The organism is Thermococcus sp. ES12 (assembly GCF_012027515.1).
In the GTDB taxonomy this organism is placed as follows: Archaea; Methanobacteriota_B; Thermococci; order Thermococcales; family Thermococcaceae; genus Thermococcus; species Thermococcus barossii.
This window is the reverse complement of record NZ_SNUP01000002.1, coordinates 426,545-441,919: the sequence shown is the minus strand read 5'-3', so window position 1 is coordinate 441,919 and position 15,375 is coordinate 426,545. Positions and strand designations below refer to the sequence as shown.

Sequence of the window (15,375 nt, the reverse complement as noted above, 5' to 3'; positions counted from 1 at the left end):
CGATGTTCATCTAAACGAGAGGGTAGAAGTCTGTTACTCCCACCGGAAACGGCTTAAAGGGAGAAGCTTAAGTCCGTGAAAGAACGAGGGCTGGTGATGACCATGGAACTCGACTTGGCGGTGCTCGGTCACGTCTCAATAGACCATATAAGGTTCCCCGGGAGGGAGGAAATACTGTATCCCGGCGGAGCGGCGGCCGCCGTTGCCACCTCGGCGGCTTTGGCAGGCGCGAGGGTTGGCCTGGTAACCAAAGTCGGGGAAGACTTCCCCCGGGAATGGCTCGAAAAGCTCGCATCTCTACTCGACGTCAGGGGCGTTCAAATCCTGCCTGGAAGAACGATTCACATCTACATGATATACCACGAGGATGGGACCGTGGATGCCCCTGTTGAGATGGGCGTGGCCCAGAATATGGGGGAAACCCCGATTCCGGAGGAATACCTGGGGGCAGAAATCTTCCACATAGCCCCTATCCCGCCCGAGGAGCAACTCAAGGCCCTGGAGAGACTGGAGGGCAAAAGGATAAGCCTGGACTTCAACCCGACCTACATGGAGGACTACACCAAGAGAACAGGGCTCATGAGGGAGATAGTATCGCGGGTTGAGGTTCTCTTCCCCAACGAGAGGGAGGCCCTGACGATAACAAAAGCCAAGAACGTGAAGGAAGCCGCGGAAACACTGCACGGATGGGGAGCAAAGCTGGTGGTGATAACGCGTGGCGAGAGGGGAGTTCTCGTCTACGATGGCGAGTTCAGGGAGTTTTCGGCACTCCCGATAAGCCCCGAGGAAATAGTTGACCCCACCGGTGCGGGAGATGCCTTCGCGGGTGGATTCCTCGCAATGTACTCCAGGGGTGCGGCGCTCGAAGAGTGCGTGGAAAAGGGCCTGGAGAGGGCGAGGGAGGTTCTGAAAAAAACGGGAAGCTGGAGCGTTTAAGAGCTCACGAGCCGGGCAAAGAGGTAGAGCACCACCAGTAGCAGGGCCGCCAGGGCCGTTACCTCAAGCCTCGGAAGCACAGGGGATAGGGCGGACATCAGCAGGTAAGTCGGGAACGCCATCGCAACCGCCGCGATGAGGATTAGGTAGTGCTCCCCCGGGGCGCGCTCCCTGTCAAGGTAGCCCATCTCCACCGCAAGAAGCGCCAGTGCCATCACGGTGAGACCGTAGAGACCTCCCGTTTTCGTGTAGATGAGGAACGCCGCCGTCGTCAGGAGAAATAGAGCGCCGATGAAGTACCACTGGATTGCCATGAGGGCCAGCGGGATTAGCAGGAGGGTTCTGGAATCCATGGTTCCAAGGAGTACGAAAAGGGGAACCAGCGGTATCAGGGAGTAGAGCCTTCTTCCGAACTTCATAGGCCAACCACCTCCGCTATCGCTGCCTCAAGGGGTTTTCTGACGTCCCAGTCGATGACGATGCCATGGGAGGACATCTTCATCAGCATGGCCTTTCGCTGGAGGGCCAACAGTCTCAAAGCCAGCTCCTCCTCCCGGCTCTTGGGTTCAACCGCCGTGTAGGGGTCCGGGCTTATGACGACGACGTTGTAGCCGTACTGAGCCATTATTCTGAGGGCCTCCCTGCTCTCCTCGGTCAGCAGGGGGGAGAAGTACAGCAGCTGGGCCTTGGCCGGGAAGCGCGCCTTTATGAGGTGCTCGACCTGATAGGCTATCATGTTGTTTTTGTCCGGTCTGGCCGTGCTCAGGAAGTCTATGCACTTGAAGAAGTGCCTCTTGCCGTAGTCAACGCGAATCCAGAGCGGAACGTCCTCCGCCAGAAGGAGGCCAAAGCTTGTTCCGTTGTTGAGGGCGTTGAGCATGAGGGAGGCGGCGGCGCGAATGAGGTGGTCGAAGACGAGACTGCCGGTGTAGGAAGCGTCGACTATGAAGACAACGTCAACCTTCCGCTCGCTCTCGTACTCGTTGGCCATGATTCTGCCGGTTCTCGCTGTGGCCTTCCAGTTGATTATCTTGAGGGGATCCCCCGGCTGATACTCCCTGACGGCGTGGAACTCAACCCCCTCCCCGACCCTCGGCGAGGGAAGAGGACCGACTGTTATCTTTGTCCCCTTAGTGGAGTATGGCGTCGGGACGTCCGTGATTATCGGAACGCCCACTATCTCGCTGTAAACCTCCACATTCCTGTCAACTCTAAAGAAGCCGAAGGGGTCGCGGTAGCTCAGCCTCACCCAGTTGAACTCGTGGATTCCCCTCTTAACCCGAACCCGGTACTTTATCTCCCTCTCCTCCCCCGGCCGGAGCGAGAGAACGTGCTCCTTTCGACCCTCCACCAGCTCCAGACCCCGTGGAATATCCTCGATGACCTTCAGGGTGGGAATCCGCTCGTGCGATTTGATTCTGAGGACTATATCCAGCTCGGTCCCCTCAAGGAAGCGGTTATGAGGTATCACTCGCTCTATCTCAACGTTGAGGGCCGGTTTGAAGAAGAAGGCCGCCACGAAGAGAAGCCATATCACCGGAAGCGTCAGGTACACGAGCTCCCACCGCAGGAGGAGAAAGGCCAGCATGACTATTAGCCAGAGAACGAGGAGAATCTCCTCTGCCTTCTCAGTCGGATACATCCTGTCGGTTGGTTCCTCCTTCTCCTCAACCGGAACGGAGTGGCCGTAGAGTGGGGGCTGGGCCTGCACCTTTTCACCTCACTCAAACTTGGGAACCGGAACGCGCTCAAGGAGCTTCTCCATTATGGTCTCCTGGCTCACCTTTGTGTACCACAGCTCGCGCTTGAGGATGAGCCTGTGGCTCAGCGCCGGAACTGCCACGGCCTTAACGTCGTCAGGGATGACGTAATCCCTTCCCTCAAGAGCGGCATATGCCCTGGAGAGCTTGAGCAGGGCGAGGCTTCCCCTGGGCGATGCCCCGACCTCTATCTCCTTCCTGTCCTCCCTCGTCGCCAGAACTATGTCGGTTATGTACTCAAGGATTGCATCGCTGACGTAGACGTCTTCCACTGCCCTCTGCATCTCCACGACCTCCTCGGGGGTCAGGACAGGTTTTATGTCAACCTCTTCCTTTTTCCTCGCCATTCTCCGGCGGAGTATCTCAATCTCCTCGCTCCTGCTCGGATAACCGACGCGGAGCCTGATGAGGAACCTGTCCAGCTGGGCCTCCGGAAGCGGATAGGTTCCCTCCTGCTCTATCGGGTTCTGGGTGGCGACGACTATGAAGGGTCTCTTCAGCTCGTAGGTGTTCCCCTCAACGGTAACCTGTCTCTCCTGCATGGCCTCCAGCAGGGCGCTCTGGGTCTTGGGCGGGGCACGGTTTATCTCGTCCGCCAGGAGTATGTTCGTGAAGACCGGCCCCTTTTTGAACTCGAACTCAAGGGTTTTCTGGTTGAAGACGCTGACACCGAGGATGTCGCTGGGGAGAAGGTCGGGCGTGAACTGGACGCGCCTGAACCTGACCCCCAGAGCAGTTGCGAAGCTCTTGGCCATGAGCGTCTTTGCAAGTCCCGGAAGGTCTTCCAGAAGTATGTGCCCGTCCGCCAAAATCGTGGTCAGTATGAGTCTCAGCACCTCGTCCTTTCCGACTATCGCCTTCTTGACCTCCTCAAGGACGGCGTTACCCTTGGCGCTTACCTCTTCTATTTTCATACAGATCCTCCTCCACAATTTTTAGGGCCTTTTCAAGGTTATCGAGAAAATCCCCCTCCGAGCGGAGGACTTTGAGAGCATCGTTCGGCTCGGAGATGAGGGAGTGAAACGTCCTGTTGTAGTCCTCCGAAATGGTGGCGTAGATTTCCACTATCTTTTCCTCAATGAGTGAGCGGGCCACCTTTCCCTTCTTTGCGCGTTCTATGAGGGTCGTAACCCTTTCGACGTCGGTTTTCCTCTCAGCCCTCATCAGCCTCTCCCTCTTGGGGAGGGGAACGCGTATCTCAAATCCAAAGAGGAGAAAGGCCAAGACACCTCCCAGTGCCAGAACGGCGAGCCACCTAACCAGGTACGAGCCGGCGATTATGGCCACGGCCAGAGGAATCATGGCTATCACAAGCGCATGCCGGTTAAACTTCATCGACGCCCCTCCTCATTCCGCGGTAAACTTCGAGGGCCTTCTTGGCATCATCCCAAGTTATTTTCTCGGGGGCGTATTTGGCCTTTTCGAAGAGTCGCGTGAGCTCGACGAATGCATCGTGCATGTACTTCACGCGCTCGGCGTGCTCCCAGTGCGTCCAGCTCTCCCTGTAGGGTATCCCAAGGTAGTCCAGCCAGAGCACGGCGTTCTTGTATATGCCCACGATGGCCTCCCTTGGATTATCAAACATCTCAAGGCCGAGTTCGTCGAGTTTCCTGTCAAAGAGTTCGGCCCTGAGCTTCATCTCCTCCCGCTCCTTCCTCCTCATGTACGTCCTGTACTGGGTCACGGCGAGATAGGCAAACACCGCTATCGCGAAGAGCAGTACGATGTAGAGAAGATACTGTGAGGGCAGGGAGTGCCTCGTTGGCGCTATCTGAGTGCCGTTGTAGTAGCTGGAATCATGAACGATAACCGAGCCGTTGACAACTCCGGAAGCATTCAGAGAGGTGCTGTTGTTGGAGACATGTTTCACGGCGGAGTTTTTCCCAAGTAAACGCCCCACTGATACAACCCCAAGAATGAGAGCAATCGCCACAAGGTACTTGACGATAATACCCGTCCCACGGGATTCGAACCGCTGAAAGGGATCCCTCCACCCGAGGAATATGCCGATGAGAACCAGCAGGCCGACCACAGCGAGAACCATCATGAGGACTCCGGCCCAGTGGGCAGGGCTTTTCTGAGAAGTCTCGGAAGTAGATGCGCTGTAGTTGACCATCAGGGTCATCAGCGAAAACAGGAGTCCAGAGAGGGCCAGCAATTTTACCCTGGTGGACATTTTTATCGGGTTCTTTAGAGAGGGCAGGTTTAAAAACTTTTACCCCCAGGTAAAGGTCAGGTGGTGGATATGGAAAGGATTCCGAGGCTTTACGTTGAGACTCCTCCAGAGGAGTGCCTTGAGGGAAGAAATGTCAAGAGGGACTGCGTGGTCATCAGCGGGAACGTTGAGGTCTGGCTCCGGGAGGGTGAGAGCGTTCCGGACTTCATCGACATCGAAGGTGCCAAATTCCTCGCGAAGGAGGTTTACGACAGGTTCTACCTGTACGTTGACAGGATGGAGGGAAGGATGCTTGCCGACGCCATCCTCGTCCTTCCCGACGGGAGAACCAGGATATACCTGAAGAAGGATGACGAACTGCTCGTCCTTCCCGTTGAGGGATACACGAAAACACTGATAGCGAACGTTGGCAACAGAGTGCGGACCGGAGATGCCTTCGCGGCGATAACCACCAGAAAAGGCGAGGTTCACTACCTCAAACCGCCCAGAACAGGGACCGTTGTCTTCATAGACGAGGTGACCAACCGGCCTCACTACGTTTACTACATACTCCCCGAGGAGTGAGCATTCTTTCCCACTTTTGTACAAACCTTTATAAACCGCCGGGCCAACTCTCCCTGAAGCAATTTTGGAGTTGAAGGAAATGAAGATTGAAGCCGGAGATTTTGTGGTGTTTCACTACGTCGGGAAATTCGAGAACGGCGAGGTTTTTGATACCAGTTACGAGGACATTGCCAGGGAGAACGAGATATACGTGGAGGAAAGGGAGTACGGTCCCCTTGGCGTCAACGTCGGTGTTGGCGAGATAATCCCCGGCCTTGACGAGGCTCTCATCGGCATGGAACTCGGGGAGAAGAAAACCGTCACGATACCCCCGGAGAAGGCCTACGGAATGCCCAACCCGGAGCTTGTAATTGAAGTGGCAAAGACCGAGTTCTCAAACGTAGGCATAGAACCCATAGAAGGAATGTACGTCATGACGGACTCTGGAATCGCCAAGATACTCAAGGTCGGCGAGGAGAACGTCACCCTCGACTTCAACCACCCGCTGGCCGGAAAGACCCTCGTCTTCGAGGTGGAGATAGTCGACATACAGAAAGCTAAAGAAGAGGCCTCAGACGGCGAGATTGAGAGCTGAGGCCCCCTGGAAGACCGCCACGCCCATTACCACGAGCAGCAGGCTGTACTTTATGCCTGCTGAATATTTCCCTTCTCTTATAACGCCTATTCCAAGGCCCGAAACAATCGCCTGGAGGGCGACGAATCCAAGCAATATTGCCCTCACGGTCTCCACAGGGAACTCCACGTTACCGGTGCTCATTGCCACCATTACCTGGGCAACTATGCCGAGTATGAGCGGCCCTATGAATCCGCTGGTTATTATGAAAAACATCACCTGCATGCCCGTTGAGGCCTTTCTCTCCTGCTTTATTCTGAGTATCTCCCTGACATCGTTTCCAACGAAGACAAGGACATCGCTCATTGGGGCACCCCTTTCGAGGGCTTCTATGATGATCATCATTGAACGGTAGATTACTGGGGACTTTCTGTTCCTTATCGCAAACGCTCTGAGGGCATCGACGGTTGGACGGCCCTTCTTTATCTCGGCGACGGTCTTCTTGAACTCCTCAGTCAGCGAGCCGAATTTGGCTGTGGTCAGCTCTTCAAGGGCCTCAGAGAAGGATATGCCCGCCCTGAGTGAACTGGCCAGGTAGAAGAAGGCATCCGGGAGCATCTTTTCCATCTCATCAATGCGCTTGCTGATCCTCCAGTAGGGATAACCGAAGGCCATTGCCCCAAAGAGAGCTACAAAGGTTAGAACCGCGTAGACAGCAGTGGAGAACATGTCAACGATCACGGCACCTATTATCCCGACCAGAATGGAGACGATGAGGTACTCCGCCGCCAGAAAGTTTATTCCGGAGGAGTATATGAACACTTCATAGCGCCGCATCCATCGCTTTGGAACAATCCTTTCAATGAGAGTGACAAGAGCCCCTGACAATCCTCCCGCCATCACCGTCACCTCGGCTCTCCCTTCTTAATCATGTTGACCACTATGAACGACAGCGCCGGGAAGGCAAACAGCAGTATAATCGCAAGGGTCTCCGGAGGCAGTATGAGCTGCTGTGCCATCACCGAACCGGCGAGAATTCCAACGACGAACATTGTGGGCATGACTATGGTCATGAACATATAGATGAACGCTATACCGTTGACCCTCTGGACGTACTCTATGAGCTTCATCCTGTACTCGAAGGCAAAGTCCTCGGCCAGCTTGTAGAGTATCTCAGAGAGGTTTCCACCGAACTTTATCGCCCTGAGTATCTGCTTGACGACACGGCTGACGTTTTCAGAGCCCATCTTCTCGTCAAACTTGGTGAGGGCATCCTCAAAGGAGGAACCCGTCCTCATGTCTCTAAGGATTAGCTCGAACTCCTCTGATATGACACCGTAATCGGCACGGGCTACTGATAGCAGGGCCTCCGATATACCGACGCCCGCACTGAGGAGAGAGGCCATGTGCCTCAGGGCGTAGGGCATCGCCCTCTCAACCTCGGCCACCCTGCGCTTCCACACCATGCGTGGGTAGTACCTCATGTACATGAAGCCGCCAACGAAGCCAAGGAATCCAACGAGGACCGACATATCGAGGGGAATGTACAGGAGGTATGCAAACAGGAAACCAAAGATGCCAGAGAACACCGCAACAGCCAGCATCAGTGCAACGTACTTTTCCTGGGGCATCAATATGCTTGCCCGGTAAAGCTCTTGGTCGAGACCCTTGAGGGAGCCCGTGAGAGCTTGGACAGGTCCTTTGAAGTAGCGGAGCACGGTCTCGGCCAGTCTCTCGGAGAAAGGCTTCTGGATTTCCTTTCTCCTCCACTCCAAGATTTCCTCTATTTCCTTCTCCCTTTCCTCTTCGGTTCTCTCCTTTTCGATTTCCTTCTGCAGTTCTTTGAGCGCTCGGAGCCTCTCCTGCACACTTTTGCCCTGGGGGATTCTACGCAGAGGCTTCTCGGCAACCTCTACAGTCTTCCCCCCTAGGCGCTCCAAAAAGTCGGTGATGGCTTTAACGACGCCCACGATTATCACCCTTAGATCAGATTCTTAACCTGCTTGCTGGTTTCAATGCTGCTTTCGGCCTGAATCCTCTTCAGCAGCGCCTCCTCATCTATGTAGAACTGCCTTATGTAGTGGCCAACCTTATCAATGCTTCTGATGCCCTGCTCTATCATCCAGTCAAGGATTATCTTGCGCTTCTCCTTTTCAAACTCGAGTTCGGATATGCTCATACCCGTATGGTGGGCCAGCGTGTTCAGGGTTCTGCTCGGGACTCCTGTCGGTATCAGCTCATCCTTGGCTGGGTCATATTTGTAGAGCTTGTTGAGCTGGACGCTCTCGGCCTCGATTCCAGATACCTCAGCTATCTCGGTTATGCGCCTTATGGTTCCCTTCTTTCTGCTGTGGAACCTGACCTGCATTATAATGATGTCCAGTGCGGGTATCATTATCCTGGGAACGTTCATGGGCGGACTTTCAAGCCTCACTATCGTCTCCCTCGCGCTGTTGGAGTGGATTGTTCCCATACAACCGTCGTGTCCCGTGTTCATCGCGGTGAACATGGTCCTCGCCTCTGGCCCACGAACCTCACCGACGATAATCCTGTCGGGACGCATACGGAGGGTGTTTTTAACGAGGTCGTCCATGGTAATCTCGCCCTTACCCTCGACGTTGGGTGGCCTCGTCTCAAGCCTTATCCAGTGCTCAACCGGAAGCTGGAGCTCGGCCGTGTCCTCTATCGTTATCACACGCTCGCTTGGCGGAATGAACATTGCAAGGGAGTTCAGAGTGGTGGTCTTACCGGAACCAGTGCCCCCTGCAACGAGAACGTTGGCCGGCTTAACTCCAAGGCCGTCCACGAATATCCATAGCAGGGCCGCTATCTCTGTGTTCATGGTTCCGTACTTGATGAGGTCGATTATCGTGAGCGGATCCTTCTTGAACTTGCGGATGGTTATGGTGGGGCCGTCTAGGCTGATGGGTGGAATGGTCGCGTTGACACGGCTTCCGTCAGGAAGGCGGGCATCCAGGAGCGGACTCTGCTGGTCTATTCTCCTGCCCACTTCCCTCGCTATCCTCTCGATGATGTTGAGTATCTCCTTCTCCTCCGGGAAGAGTATGTTGGTCTTACACATATTGAAGCGCCTGTGCCAGACGTAAACCGGCCTGTTGGTCCCGATGACCATGATTTCCTCAAGATTGTCGTCCCTAACCAAGGGATCGAGCTTACCGTAACCTATCATGGACTGAACTATCATCTCGGTGAGGACCTCGATCCTGCCCTCCGAGAAGTGGGGAGCCTCGTCCTTTATCATCCTTCTGACGGCGTTCATGAAGACACGCCTACGTTCTTCCAGGTCCGGAAATGCGGACGGATCTATCTGAAGCTCGGTTATTGCTCTGTCCTTAATCCTCTTGAAGAGCTCTTCCTCCTCGCGGCTCAGCTTGGGGAGGCGTATTTCATATATGGGAACGGGTTCACCCTTAATGCGAAGTATGCGGACGTTTCCATAGGCATCAAGAACCTCGGCCTTCCCCGCGTAGGTGGTCTCCTCCGCAGGAACCGACGAGCCGAGGATATCCTGAAGGGTGGTCGGTGGTTTGGGCTTGGGAGCGGGTTTGGGTTCCTCCTTGGGGGCCTCTTCCTTGGTGGTGAGTATCTCGCCGAGAATATCGGCACCGGTAGGTCTGTTGGTGAGGGCTTCCTCCGGGGATGGCCTACTGAGGATCTCCTCTAAATCAACCCCTCCCTCTTCCTTCACAAAGGGAAGGTGTTCCTCCTCTTCTTCCTTGGTTTTATCCTCCTTTTTAAGGACGTTCTCAAGGAGGTCATCCTCTCCACTCAGGATCTCATCAATCCATGAGATTGTTTCTTTCTTCTTTTTCTTCTCATCCGGCACCAACGCTCACCGCCCCTCATTCTTCCAGCTGACGTGATAGGTTATATCAACATCCCTACCCATGAATATTATCCACACTGGGAAGTCGAAGCCTGCCTGCCTGGGCGGGTTGATCTCTGGACTCCCGACGGAAACCCCACTGATTAAACTGCTCGAAAGCTGGAACATTCCCGGCATCGTTGGAAACGGCTGCGGCTGGCTCTTCTGAGGCGGGTTAAGGCCCTTGTATTTCCACACGAACTCCTCCATGTAGTCCCTGTATGTCATCGTGTAGTTTGGAGTGAAGTTCGTCATGCTGGCACCATCGAATATGACCGGTATCGAGGCGGCGAAGAAGGTGTTGAAGGTTCCCGCCTCGTTGGGAACGTTTGTGAGGCGGAAAGTAACGTCACCCTCGTACTGGAGGATCCTGATGTGGGCATCAACCATTGGGAACATGCTCCTCAGGTAGAGAACCTTGGGCGTGTTCACGAGCTGAGGATACATAACCCCGCAGCTTATTATCCCAATATCATCCAAGTCCTCGATTACACCGCTGACACTACTCCCGTTGTACTCAACGGTGGTTATTTTAGCCGTGTCGCCGCAGACCGTTTTGTAGTCCACGGTTGGAACTATGTACGAGTAGTGGGAGGTTATCCTGAAGTTGACAACAACGGTTTCATAGGGCATTATCCAGAAGCCCGTGTAGTAGTTTAGGGTGGTCCTCTGGACGTTTGATATGTTATGAAGAACAGTGTTTCCAACAAGTATGGCATTCATAGTCTCGCTGTTGTCCAGCCTGTAAACGGTGAAGTCGTAACGTGGATTCACCACTATAAACTTGGGGAAGGGGGCAGTGTTTACCATGGTGACGTTCAGGTTTATCATAACCTGCCCCATAATACCTATGTTGTTGTACGTATCGCCGGGAAGATGGTAGGTCGTTGCACTAACCAGAGAGGAGGCTAACAAAAGAATAAAGAGAGATGCTGCGAGGCGTTTCATTGCTATCACCTCAGGTGGCGACCTTAGCGATGTAAATGTACTGCTGGTTGGAGAGTATGTCAGGCACGAATATTGACGGAACCTTCACTATAACCAGGAACTGGGTGTTCGGGTCGAGTACGAGCATACCGGATTCCTTCTCAAGGTCAACTATTTCCCATCCATAGGCCCTGAGCTGCTCCTTGACGTCCTCACTGGCCTGTATCTTTCCGGCCGCTATTGCCTTGAGTATCTCCGTCAGGTCGACGTTATAGGTGTAGCTGGCGGAGGCGCTCTGGCTGGCGGTCTGGGAGTTGGAGTAGATGTCACTTATGGCCTGGCCGTTGGTTATGGACGCATCCCCCGGCGTGTACTGGGTGTCGTGCTGCTCGGAGTACTGGGTTGACGAACTGGTGCTCGATGAGCTGGTCTGGGTCTGCGCCTCGTTTACTGAAATCGTTCCGGCCTCCGTTGGGAGGAGAACCAGTTCTACGTAGCCCTCGTTCACTATCTCCTTGAACGGTGCGTTGGTCGCGTTCTTGGCAAATATCATTATCTTGTCACCCGGAGCCAGGAAGGCACCGTTTATCTTGTCCCTTGAGAGGACAAGGGCGATGTCAACGAACTCCACCTTGTAGACCTTGTAATGCATAAGTTCCCTGTAGTCCAGTATCCCACCCAGAACGGCCTTTGCGTCGGATTTGCTGACTATTCTCTTAACGTTATCCTTCTCCAGGATGACGTTCTGTGTCGGAATTGTGTCGATGATGTAGTAATAGTACTCCCTCCAGAGCTCAAGGAGGTACGGATCCGCGTTAACGGCCTCGACCTGCTGCTCGCTGGTTGCACTCATAATCTGCTCCTCAATACTGTTCATTGAATCAACAACCTTCTTCTTAAGGCTGTCCGGCAGTGGCATCGCAAGGAGCTGGCTGAACTGGGCCTCTATCTGGCTTATCTTTTCCTTCTTGGTCTGGTTGAGTTGTCTCTCCATCTCAAGGCGGTGCTGTTCCTCAAGGTAAGCCTGATACTGGTTCCAAGCATTCTGATACGCGGCTTTAACGTCTATTGATTCGACCTCCTCAACCGTCTGGGCCGCGTTTATCTTTCTGATCAAATCATCCCTAGCGTTCTTTCCAAACGTTGTGTTCATGAGCTCGCTTCCCGGCTTGAAGTAGTAGTTGACCTCGGCGAGTTTTTTGTTTTTGGCCCGGGTAAGCTGCTCGGCGGCACGGTTTTCCATGTAGATGTAAGCTCCTATAGAAATTATTAAAATCACGATGATGACTATCGATGCACCAATGAGAATGCGTCTCCTTCTTTCCCTCTCCCTTATGCTGCCCACGGGACGGGGCTTTTTGGGAGGTTTCTTGACAGGGGGCTTGGCCGTTTTGGGGGTTTCAGGCTCTACGCTGGCTTTACCCAGCTCTCTAAGGCGGCGGATTTTCGCCTCAATATCCTCGGACACGTTGAGCACCACCATCAATCGTTATCATAACCAGCTTCTTATGTCGAATAGTTTTTTGAACTTCAATCTTTATTTAGGTTTCGGTGAGAAGTATGGAGCGGTTAGAGATTGCCGTAATAGAAATCCGGGGAAAATGTCCCGTTTTTAACCTGGGCGACAGAATCGTGATAGAGGGGCCCCATGTCAAACTCGACGAGACCGATGCGATCTGCACCCATGCCTTCGCATCTCTGCTCCCGTACATCGTGGCCCTCCGAAAGGGTATTAAGCCCAGTGAACTAGGCCTTGGCAAGGGGGAGAAGGCGTACGTTCAGTGCCTCGACCCGGGACCGCCCTACACCGAGGGGGGAACGGTAATCTTCGAGATAACGGTGGTGCGGGATGAAGCAGAGGAAAGCCTGGAGGGTGGTGAGGGAGGTAATAGACGAGGCTGACATAATCGTTGAGGTAGTTGACGCCCGCGATCCGATTGGAACAAGGAACAGGAAACTTGAGAGGCTCGTCCAAGAAGAAGGAAAGCCGCTTCTCATAGTCATGAACAAGGCGGATTTGGTTCCCAAGGAATGGGCCGAGGAGTACAAGAGAAAAAGCGAGATACCCGTTGTTTTCATCTCCGCAAGACAGAGGAAAGGGACGGGAATACTAAGGAAAGAAATCAAAAGGCTCGCAAAGCGGCTCCTCGATGAAAGAGAAAAGGTCAAAGTGGCCCTCATCGGCTATCCCAACGTGGGTAAGAGCACAATAATCAACACACTGAAGGGTAAGAAAGCCGTTGGTACCGCCCCCATCCCTGGCTACACGAAGGGGAAGCAGCTAATAAGGCTGAGCAAAAGAATATGGCTCCTCGACAGTCCCGGAGTGGTTCCAATAGACGACTTCGACGAGCTGGTGATTAAGGGCGGCTTCCCGGCGGACAAGATAGATGAGCCCGTCAAGCCCGCCCTCAAACTCGTCGGCAGGATTCTTGAGACGAGGAAGGAGGCGCTGACCGAAAAGTTCGGCATTGAAGAGTTCGAGAGCGAGGAGGATATCCTGAGGAAGATAGGTGAAAGGAGAGGGCTGATAAAGTCCGGCGGCGAGGTCGACCTGGAAGAAACTGCCCGCTGGTTCCTCAGAGAGTGGCAGACTGGCCGCTTTACACTCTTTGGGAAGGAAGAAGAGAAAGCCCAGGAGTTCGTCCTTGACTTTGAGGATGTCCTGGATGGGATAGAGAGAGACCTGCTCCTCGATCCGCGCAGGATTCTGTGGAAGTACGGGGACGAGTTAAGGAAAAAGCTTGACAACACAAAACGCGTTGGAATAAGGGAGATAGAGGGCTTCACCGTCGGCATAGCAACGGGATTCAAGAAATGTGACGGCGGGATTAAGCTCCTGGAGAGGCTCACCGGCAGGCACGTTCTCGCGAGCGAATGCTTCGGCAAGAAGTGGAAGGGTGTAGTGGTCATAATGGAGTGATGGGTATGCGGTTTTTAATGACTACTTCGAAAGGAATTGAGGATCTCGCAAGGGCTGAGGTGGAAAACCTGCTCTCCGCATTGGGAGTTCCGTTTCGAGTGGAGGAAAAGCCGCTCGGCGTGGAAGGACGGGTTCTGGCCGAGGTCGGTGAGGCTTATTACACCAATGAGAAGGGAAGAAAGCGTGAGTTAAGCGTTTCAACCTATCTAAACGAGCGCTCAAGGCTCCTCCACCGCGTAATCATGGAAATAGCGAGCTATAGGTTTGAGGGAATCGAAGATGCCGAGCCGGAAAAAGCCCTCAAACGGATCGAAGATTTTGTCTCAGAGCTTCCAGTGGAAAGGTTCGTCAAGGTGAGCGAGAGCTTTGCCGTGCGTTCCTTCAGAAAGGGCGAACACAGGATAACGAGTCTCGACATCTCAAAGACCGTCGGAAAGGCCATCTTCGACAGGCTCTCGCGCTTTGGAACACCGAAGGTGAACCTCGACCATCCGGCGGTCATCTTCCGGGCGGAGCTGATTGGGAACGTCTTCTTCCTAGGGATAGACACAACGGGCGATTCTTCCCTCCACAAGAGACCATGGAGGGTTTACGACCATCCTGCGCACCTTAAAGCCAGCATAGCCAACGCACTGATAGAGCTCGCGGAACCTGACGGAGGTTCGTTCATAGACCCCTTCTGCGGCTCTGGGACGATACCAATAGAGCTCGCCCTGAGGGGATACGATGGGAGGATAATCGGCCTCGAAAAGTACCGCAAGCATCTGCGCGGTGCCGAGATGAACGCACTCTCCGCAGGGGTTCTGGAAAGTATAGATTTCGTTTTAGGAGACGCAACCAGGCTGAGTGAACACGTCGAAAGCGTGGACTTCGCGGTAAGCAACCTGCCCTACGGGCTGAAGATCGGTCGGAAGAGCGCGATTCCAGGCCTTTACATGGAGTTCTTCCGCGAGCTTTCGAAGGTTCTGGAAAAGCGCGGCGTCTTCATAACGACTGAGAAGAGGGCGATAGAGAGGGCTATAACTGAAAACGGCTTCGAAATCGAGCACTACAGGCTCATAGGACACGGTGGTCTGATGGTACACACCTACGTGATAGAATAGCCAGAGGAGAAGAAAAGAAAGAGAGCTCAGACCTTCAGGGTCTTGAGGGCCTGAAGGGTCTCCCTGAGGTCGTCGTAGCCGTAGCGGAGGTAGCGCCTTCCCTCGTTTTCATAGCCGTCGGCGAAGGCGCTCCAGGCCCTGTTGAGGGCCCTCTCGCCCCTGCTGAAGACGCTCATGATGGTTCCGTAGGTCATGAGCCCCTCTATCCTGAGGGGCTGCGCCTTCTCGGCGAACTCGTCGAGCTCCTCCAGGATTTCGGTGAGTTCCTCAACGACCTTTTCCCTCGGGGCGTCCATTATCTTCTCAAGCTTCTCAAGGCTCTCTTTGATGAGCCTTTCGAGCTCCCTAACTCCACCGGTTCCGCTCTGGGCCGCCCTGTGGAGCTCCTCCTTCGCACCCTGGCGCCTGAGGAAGATGCCCGCCCCCATGACGACCAGGGAAGCGGCTAAGCCGCCCCACATCGGCGGTATCCTGGCCGCGGTTATCGCTCCAGCAACGAGACCAGCAGTGAGCAGTACGTTTCCGATGAGCTTCTTCATTTCCATCA

At 54.2% G+C, this 15,375-nt stretch carries 17 protein-coding genes; 6 read left to right on the top strand and 11 right to left on the bottom strand.

Annotated elements, in window-relative coordinates; genetic code table 11:
- Positions 1–102: 102 nt before the first annotated feature.
- Positions 103–936, top strand: a complete 834-nt coding sequence (locus E3E37_RS07210) for a carbohydrate kinase family protein (RefSeq protein ID WP_167716402.1) — start codon at positions 103–105, stop codon at positions 934–936.
- Here E3E37_RS07210 and E3E37_RS07205 read toward each other — a convergent pair.
- From E3E37_RS07205 to E3E37_RS07185, 5 genes are all read right to left on the bottom strand, one after another.
- Positions 933–1,355 carry a hypothetical protein gene (locus tag E3E37_RS07205; RefSeq protein WP_167716072.1) on the bottom strand — a complete coding sequence of 141 codons (423 nt, stop codon included), beginning with the start codon at positions 1,353–1,355 and terminating at the stop codon, positions 933–935. The genes E3E37_RS07210 and E3E37_RS07205 overlap by 4 nt on opposite strands.
- Positions 1,352–2,578 carry a DUF58 domain-containing protein gene (locus tag E3E37_RS07200; RefSeq protein ID WP_167716400.1) on the bottom strand — a complete coding sequence of 409 codons (1,227 nt, stop codon included), beginning with the start codon at positions 2,576–2,578 and terminating at the stop codon, positions 1,352–1,354. The genes E3E37_RS07205 and E3E37_RS07200 overlap by 4 nt, the downstream gene beginning before the upstream one ends.
- 78 nt (positions 2,579–2,656) lie before the next feature.
- Positions 2,657–3,610: a MoxR family ATPase gene (locus E3E37_RS07195; protein ID WP_167716070.1), complete on the bottom strand. Its 954-nt coding sequence runs from the start codon at positions 3,608–3,610 to the stop codon at positions 2,657–2,659.
- Positions 3,579–4,031, bottom strand: a complete 453-nt coding sequence (locus E3E37_RS07190) for a hypothetical protein (protein ID WP_167716068.1) — start codon at positions 4,029–4,031, stop codon at positions 3,579–3,581. Before E3E37_RS07190 ends, E3E37_RS07195 begins: the two co-directional genes overlap by 32 nt.
- A complete protein-coding gene (locus E3E37_RS07185; protein ID WP_167716066.1) occupies positions 4,021–4,872 on the bottom strand; it encodes a DUF4129 domain-containing protein in 852 nt (283 codons plus the stop codon). The genes E3E37_RS07190 and E3E37_RS07185 overlap by 11 nt, the downstream gene beginning before the upstream one ends.
- Positions 4,873–4,941: 69 nt before the next feature.
- On the opposite strand from E3E37_RS07185, the gene E3E37_RS07180 reads away from it, so the two are divergent.
- Positions 4,942–5,436, top strand: coding sequence for a DUF2118 family protein (locus E3E37_RS07180; protein WP_167716398.1), 495 nt, complete (start codon positions 4,942–4,944; stop codon positions 5,434–5,436).
- 79 nt (positions 5,437–5,515) lie between these two features.
- A complete protein-coding gene (locus E3E37_RS07175) occupies positions 5,516–6,010 on the top strand; it encodes a peptidylprolyl isomerase (protein ID WP_088865540.1) in 495 nt (164 codons plus the stop codon).
- Here E3E37_RS07175 and E3E37_RS07170 read toward each other — a convergent pair.
- Genes E3E37_RS07170 through E3E37_RS07150 form a run of 5 tightly spaced genes read right to left on the bottom strand, consistent with a single transcriptional unit; the run spans position 5,987 to position 12,270 of the window.
- Entirely contained in the window at positions 5,987–6,889 is a 903-nt protein-coding gene (locus E3E37_RS07170; RefSeq protein ID WP_206204042.1) for a type II secretion system F family protein, read from the bottom strand. The two genes, E3E37_RS07175 and E3E37_RS07170, sit on opposite strands and share 24 nt — an antisense overlap.
- A 5-nt stretch (positions 6,890–6,894) precedes the next feature.
- On the bottom strand, positions 6,895–7,959 hold the full coding sequence (locus tag E3E37_RS07165; RefSeq protein WP_088865538.1) for a type II secretion system F family protein: 1,065 nt from the start codon (positions 7,957–7,959) through the stop codon (positions 6,895–6,897).
- 11 nt (positions 7,960–7,970) lie between these two features.
- Complete coding sequence (locus tag E3E37_RS07160; RefSeq protein WP_167716062.1) at positions 7,971–9,836, bottom strand: CpaF family protein; 1,866 nt, start codon at positions 9,834–9,836, stop codon at positions 7,971–7,973.
- A gap of 6 nt (positions 9,837–9,842) precedes the next feature.
- Positions 9,843–10,823 carry a hypothetical protein gene (locus tag E3E37_RS07155; RefSeq protein ID WP_167716061.1) on the bottom strand — a complete coding sequence of 327 codons (981 nt, stop codon included), beginning with the start codon at positions 10,821–10,823 and terminating at the stop codon, positions 9,843–9,845.
- Positions 10,824–10,833: 10 nt separating this feature from the next.
- Positions 10,834–12,270 carry a DUF515 domain-containing protein gene (locus tag E3E37_RS07150; RefSeq protein WP_088865535.1) on the bottom strand — a complete coding sequence of 479 codons (1,437 nt, stop codon included), beginning with the start codon at positions 12,268–12,270 and terminating at the stop codon, positions 10,834–10,836.
- 92 nt (positions 12,271–12,362) lie between these two features.
- Here E3E37_RS07150 and E3E37_RS07145 point away from each other — a divergent pair, with 92 nt between their 5' ends.
- From E3E37_RS07145 to trm14, 3 genes are read left to right on the top strand one after another with little or no spacing between them, the layout of a single operon-like run.
- The gene (locus tag E3E37_RS07145) at positions 12,363–12,704 is read left to right on the top strand and encodes a TIGR04076 family protein (RefSeq protein WP_088865534.1); all 342 of its coding nucleotides are present in this window, start codon (positions 12,363–12,365) and stop codon (positions 12,702–12,704) included.
- A complete protein-coding gene (locus E3E37_RS07140; protein ID WP_167716059.1) occupies positions 12,652–13,725 on the top strand; it encodes a GTPase in 1,074 nt (357 codons plus the stop codon). The genes E3E37_RS07145 and E3E37_RS07140 overlap by 53 nt, the downstream gene beginning before the upstream one ends.
- Before the next feature lie 5 nt (positions 13,726–13,730).
- Positions 13,731–14,828 (top strand): tRNA (guanine(6)-N2)-methyltransferase, encoded by a 1,098-nt coding sequence (gene trm14, locus E3E37_RS07135; protein WP_167716057.1) that lies wholly within the window; start codon positions 13,731–13,733, stop codon positions 14,826–14,828.
- A 26-nt stretch (positions 14,829–14,854) separates the two neighbouring features.
- On the opposite strand, the gene E3E37_RS07130 is transcribed toward trm14, so the two are convergent.
- Positions 14,855–15,373, bottom strand: coding sequence for a cell division protein (locus E3E37_RS07130; protein ID WP_240921934.1), 519 nt, complete (start codon positions 15,371–15,373; stop codon positions 14,855–14,857).
- Between the last annotated feature and the right edge of the window lie 2 nt (positions 15,374–15,375).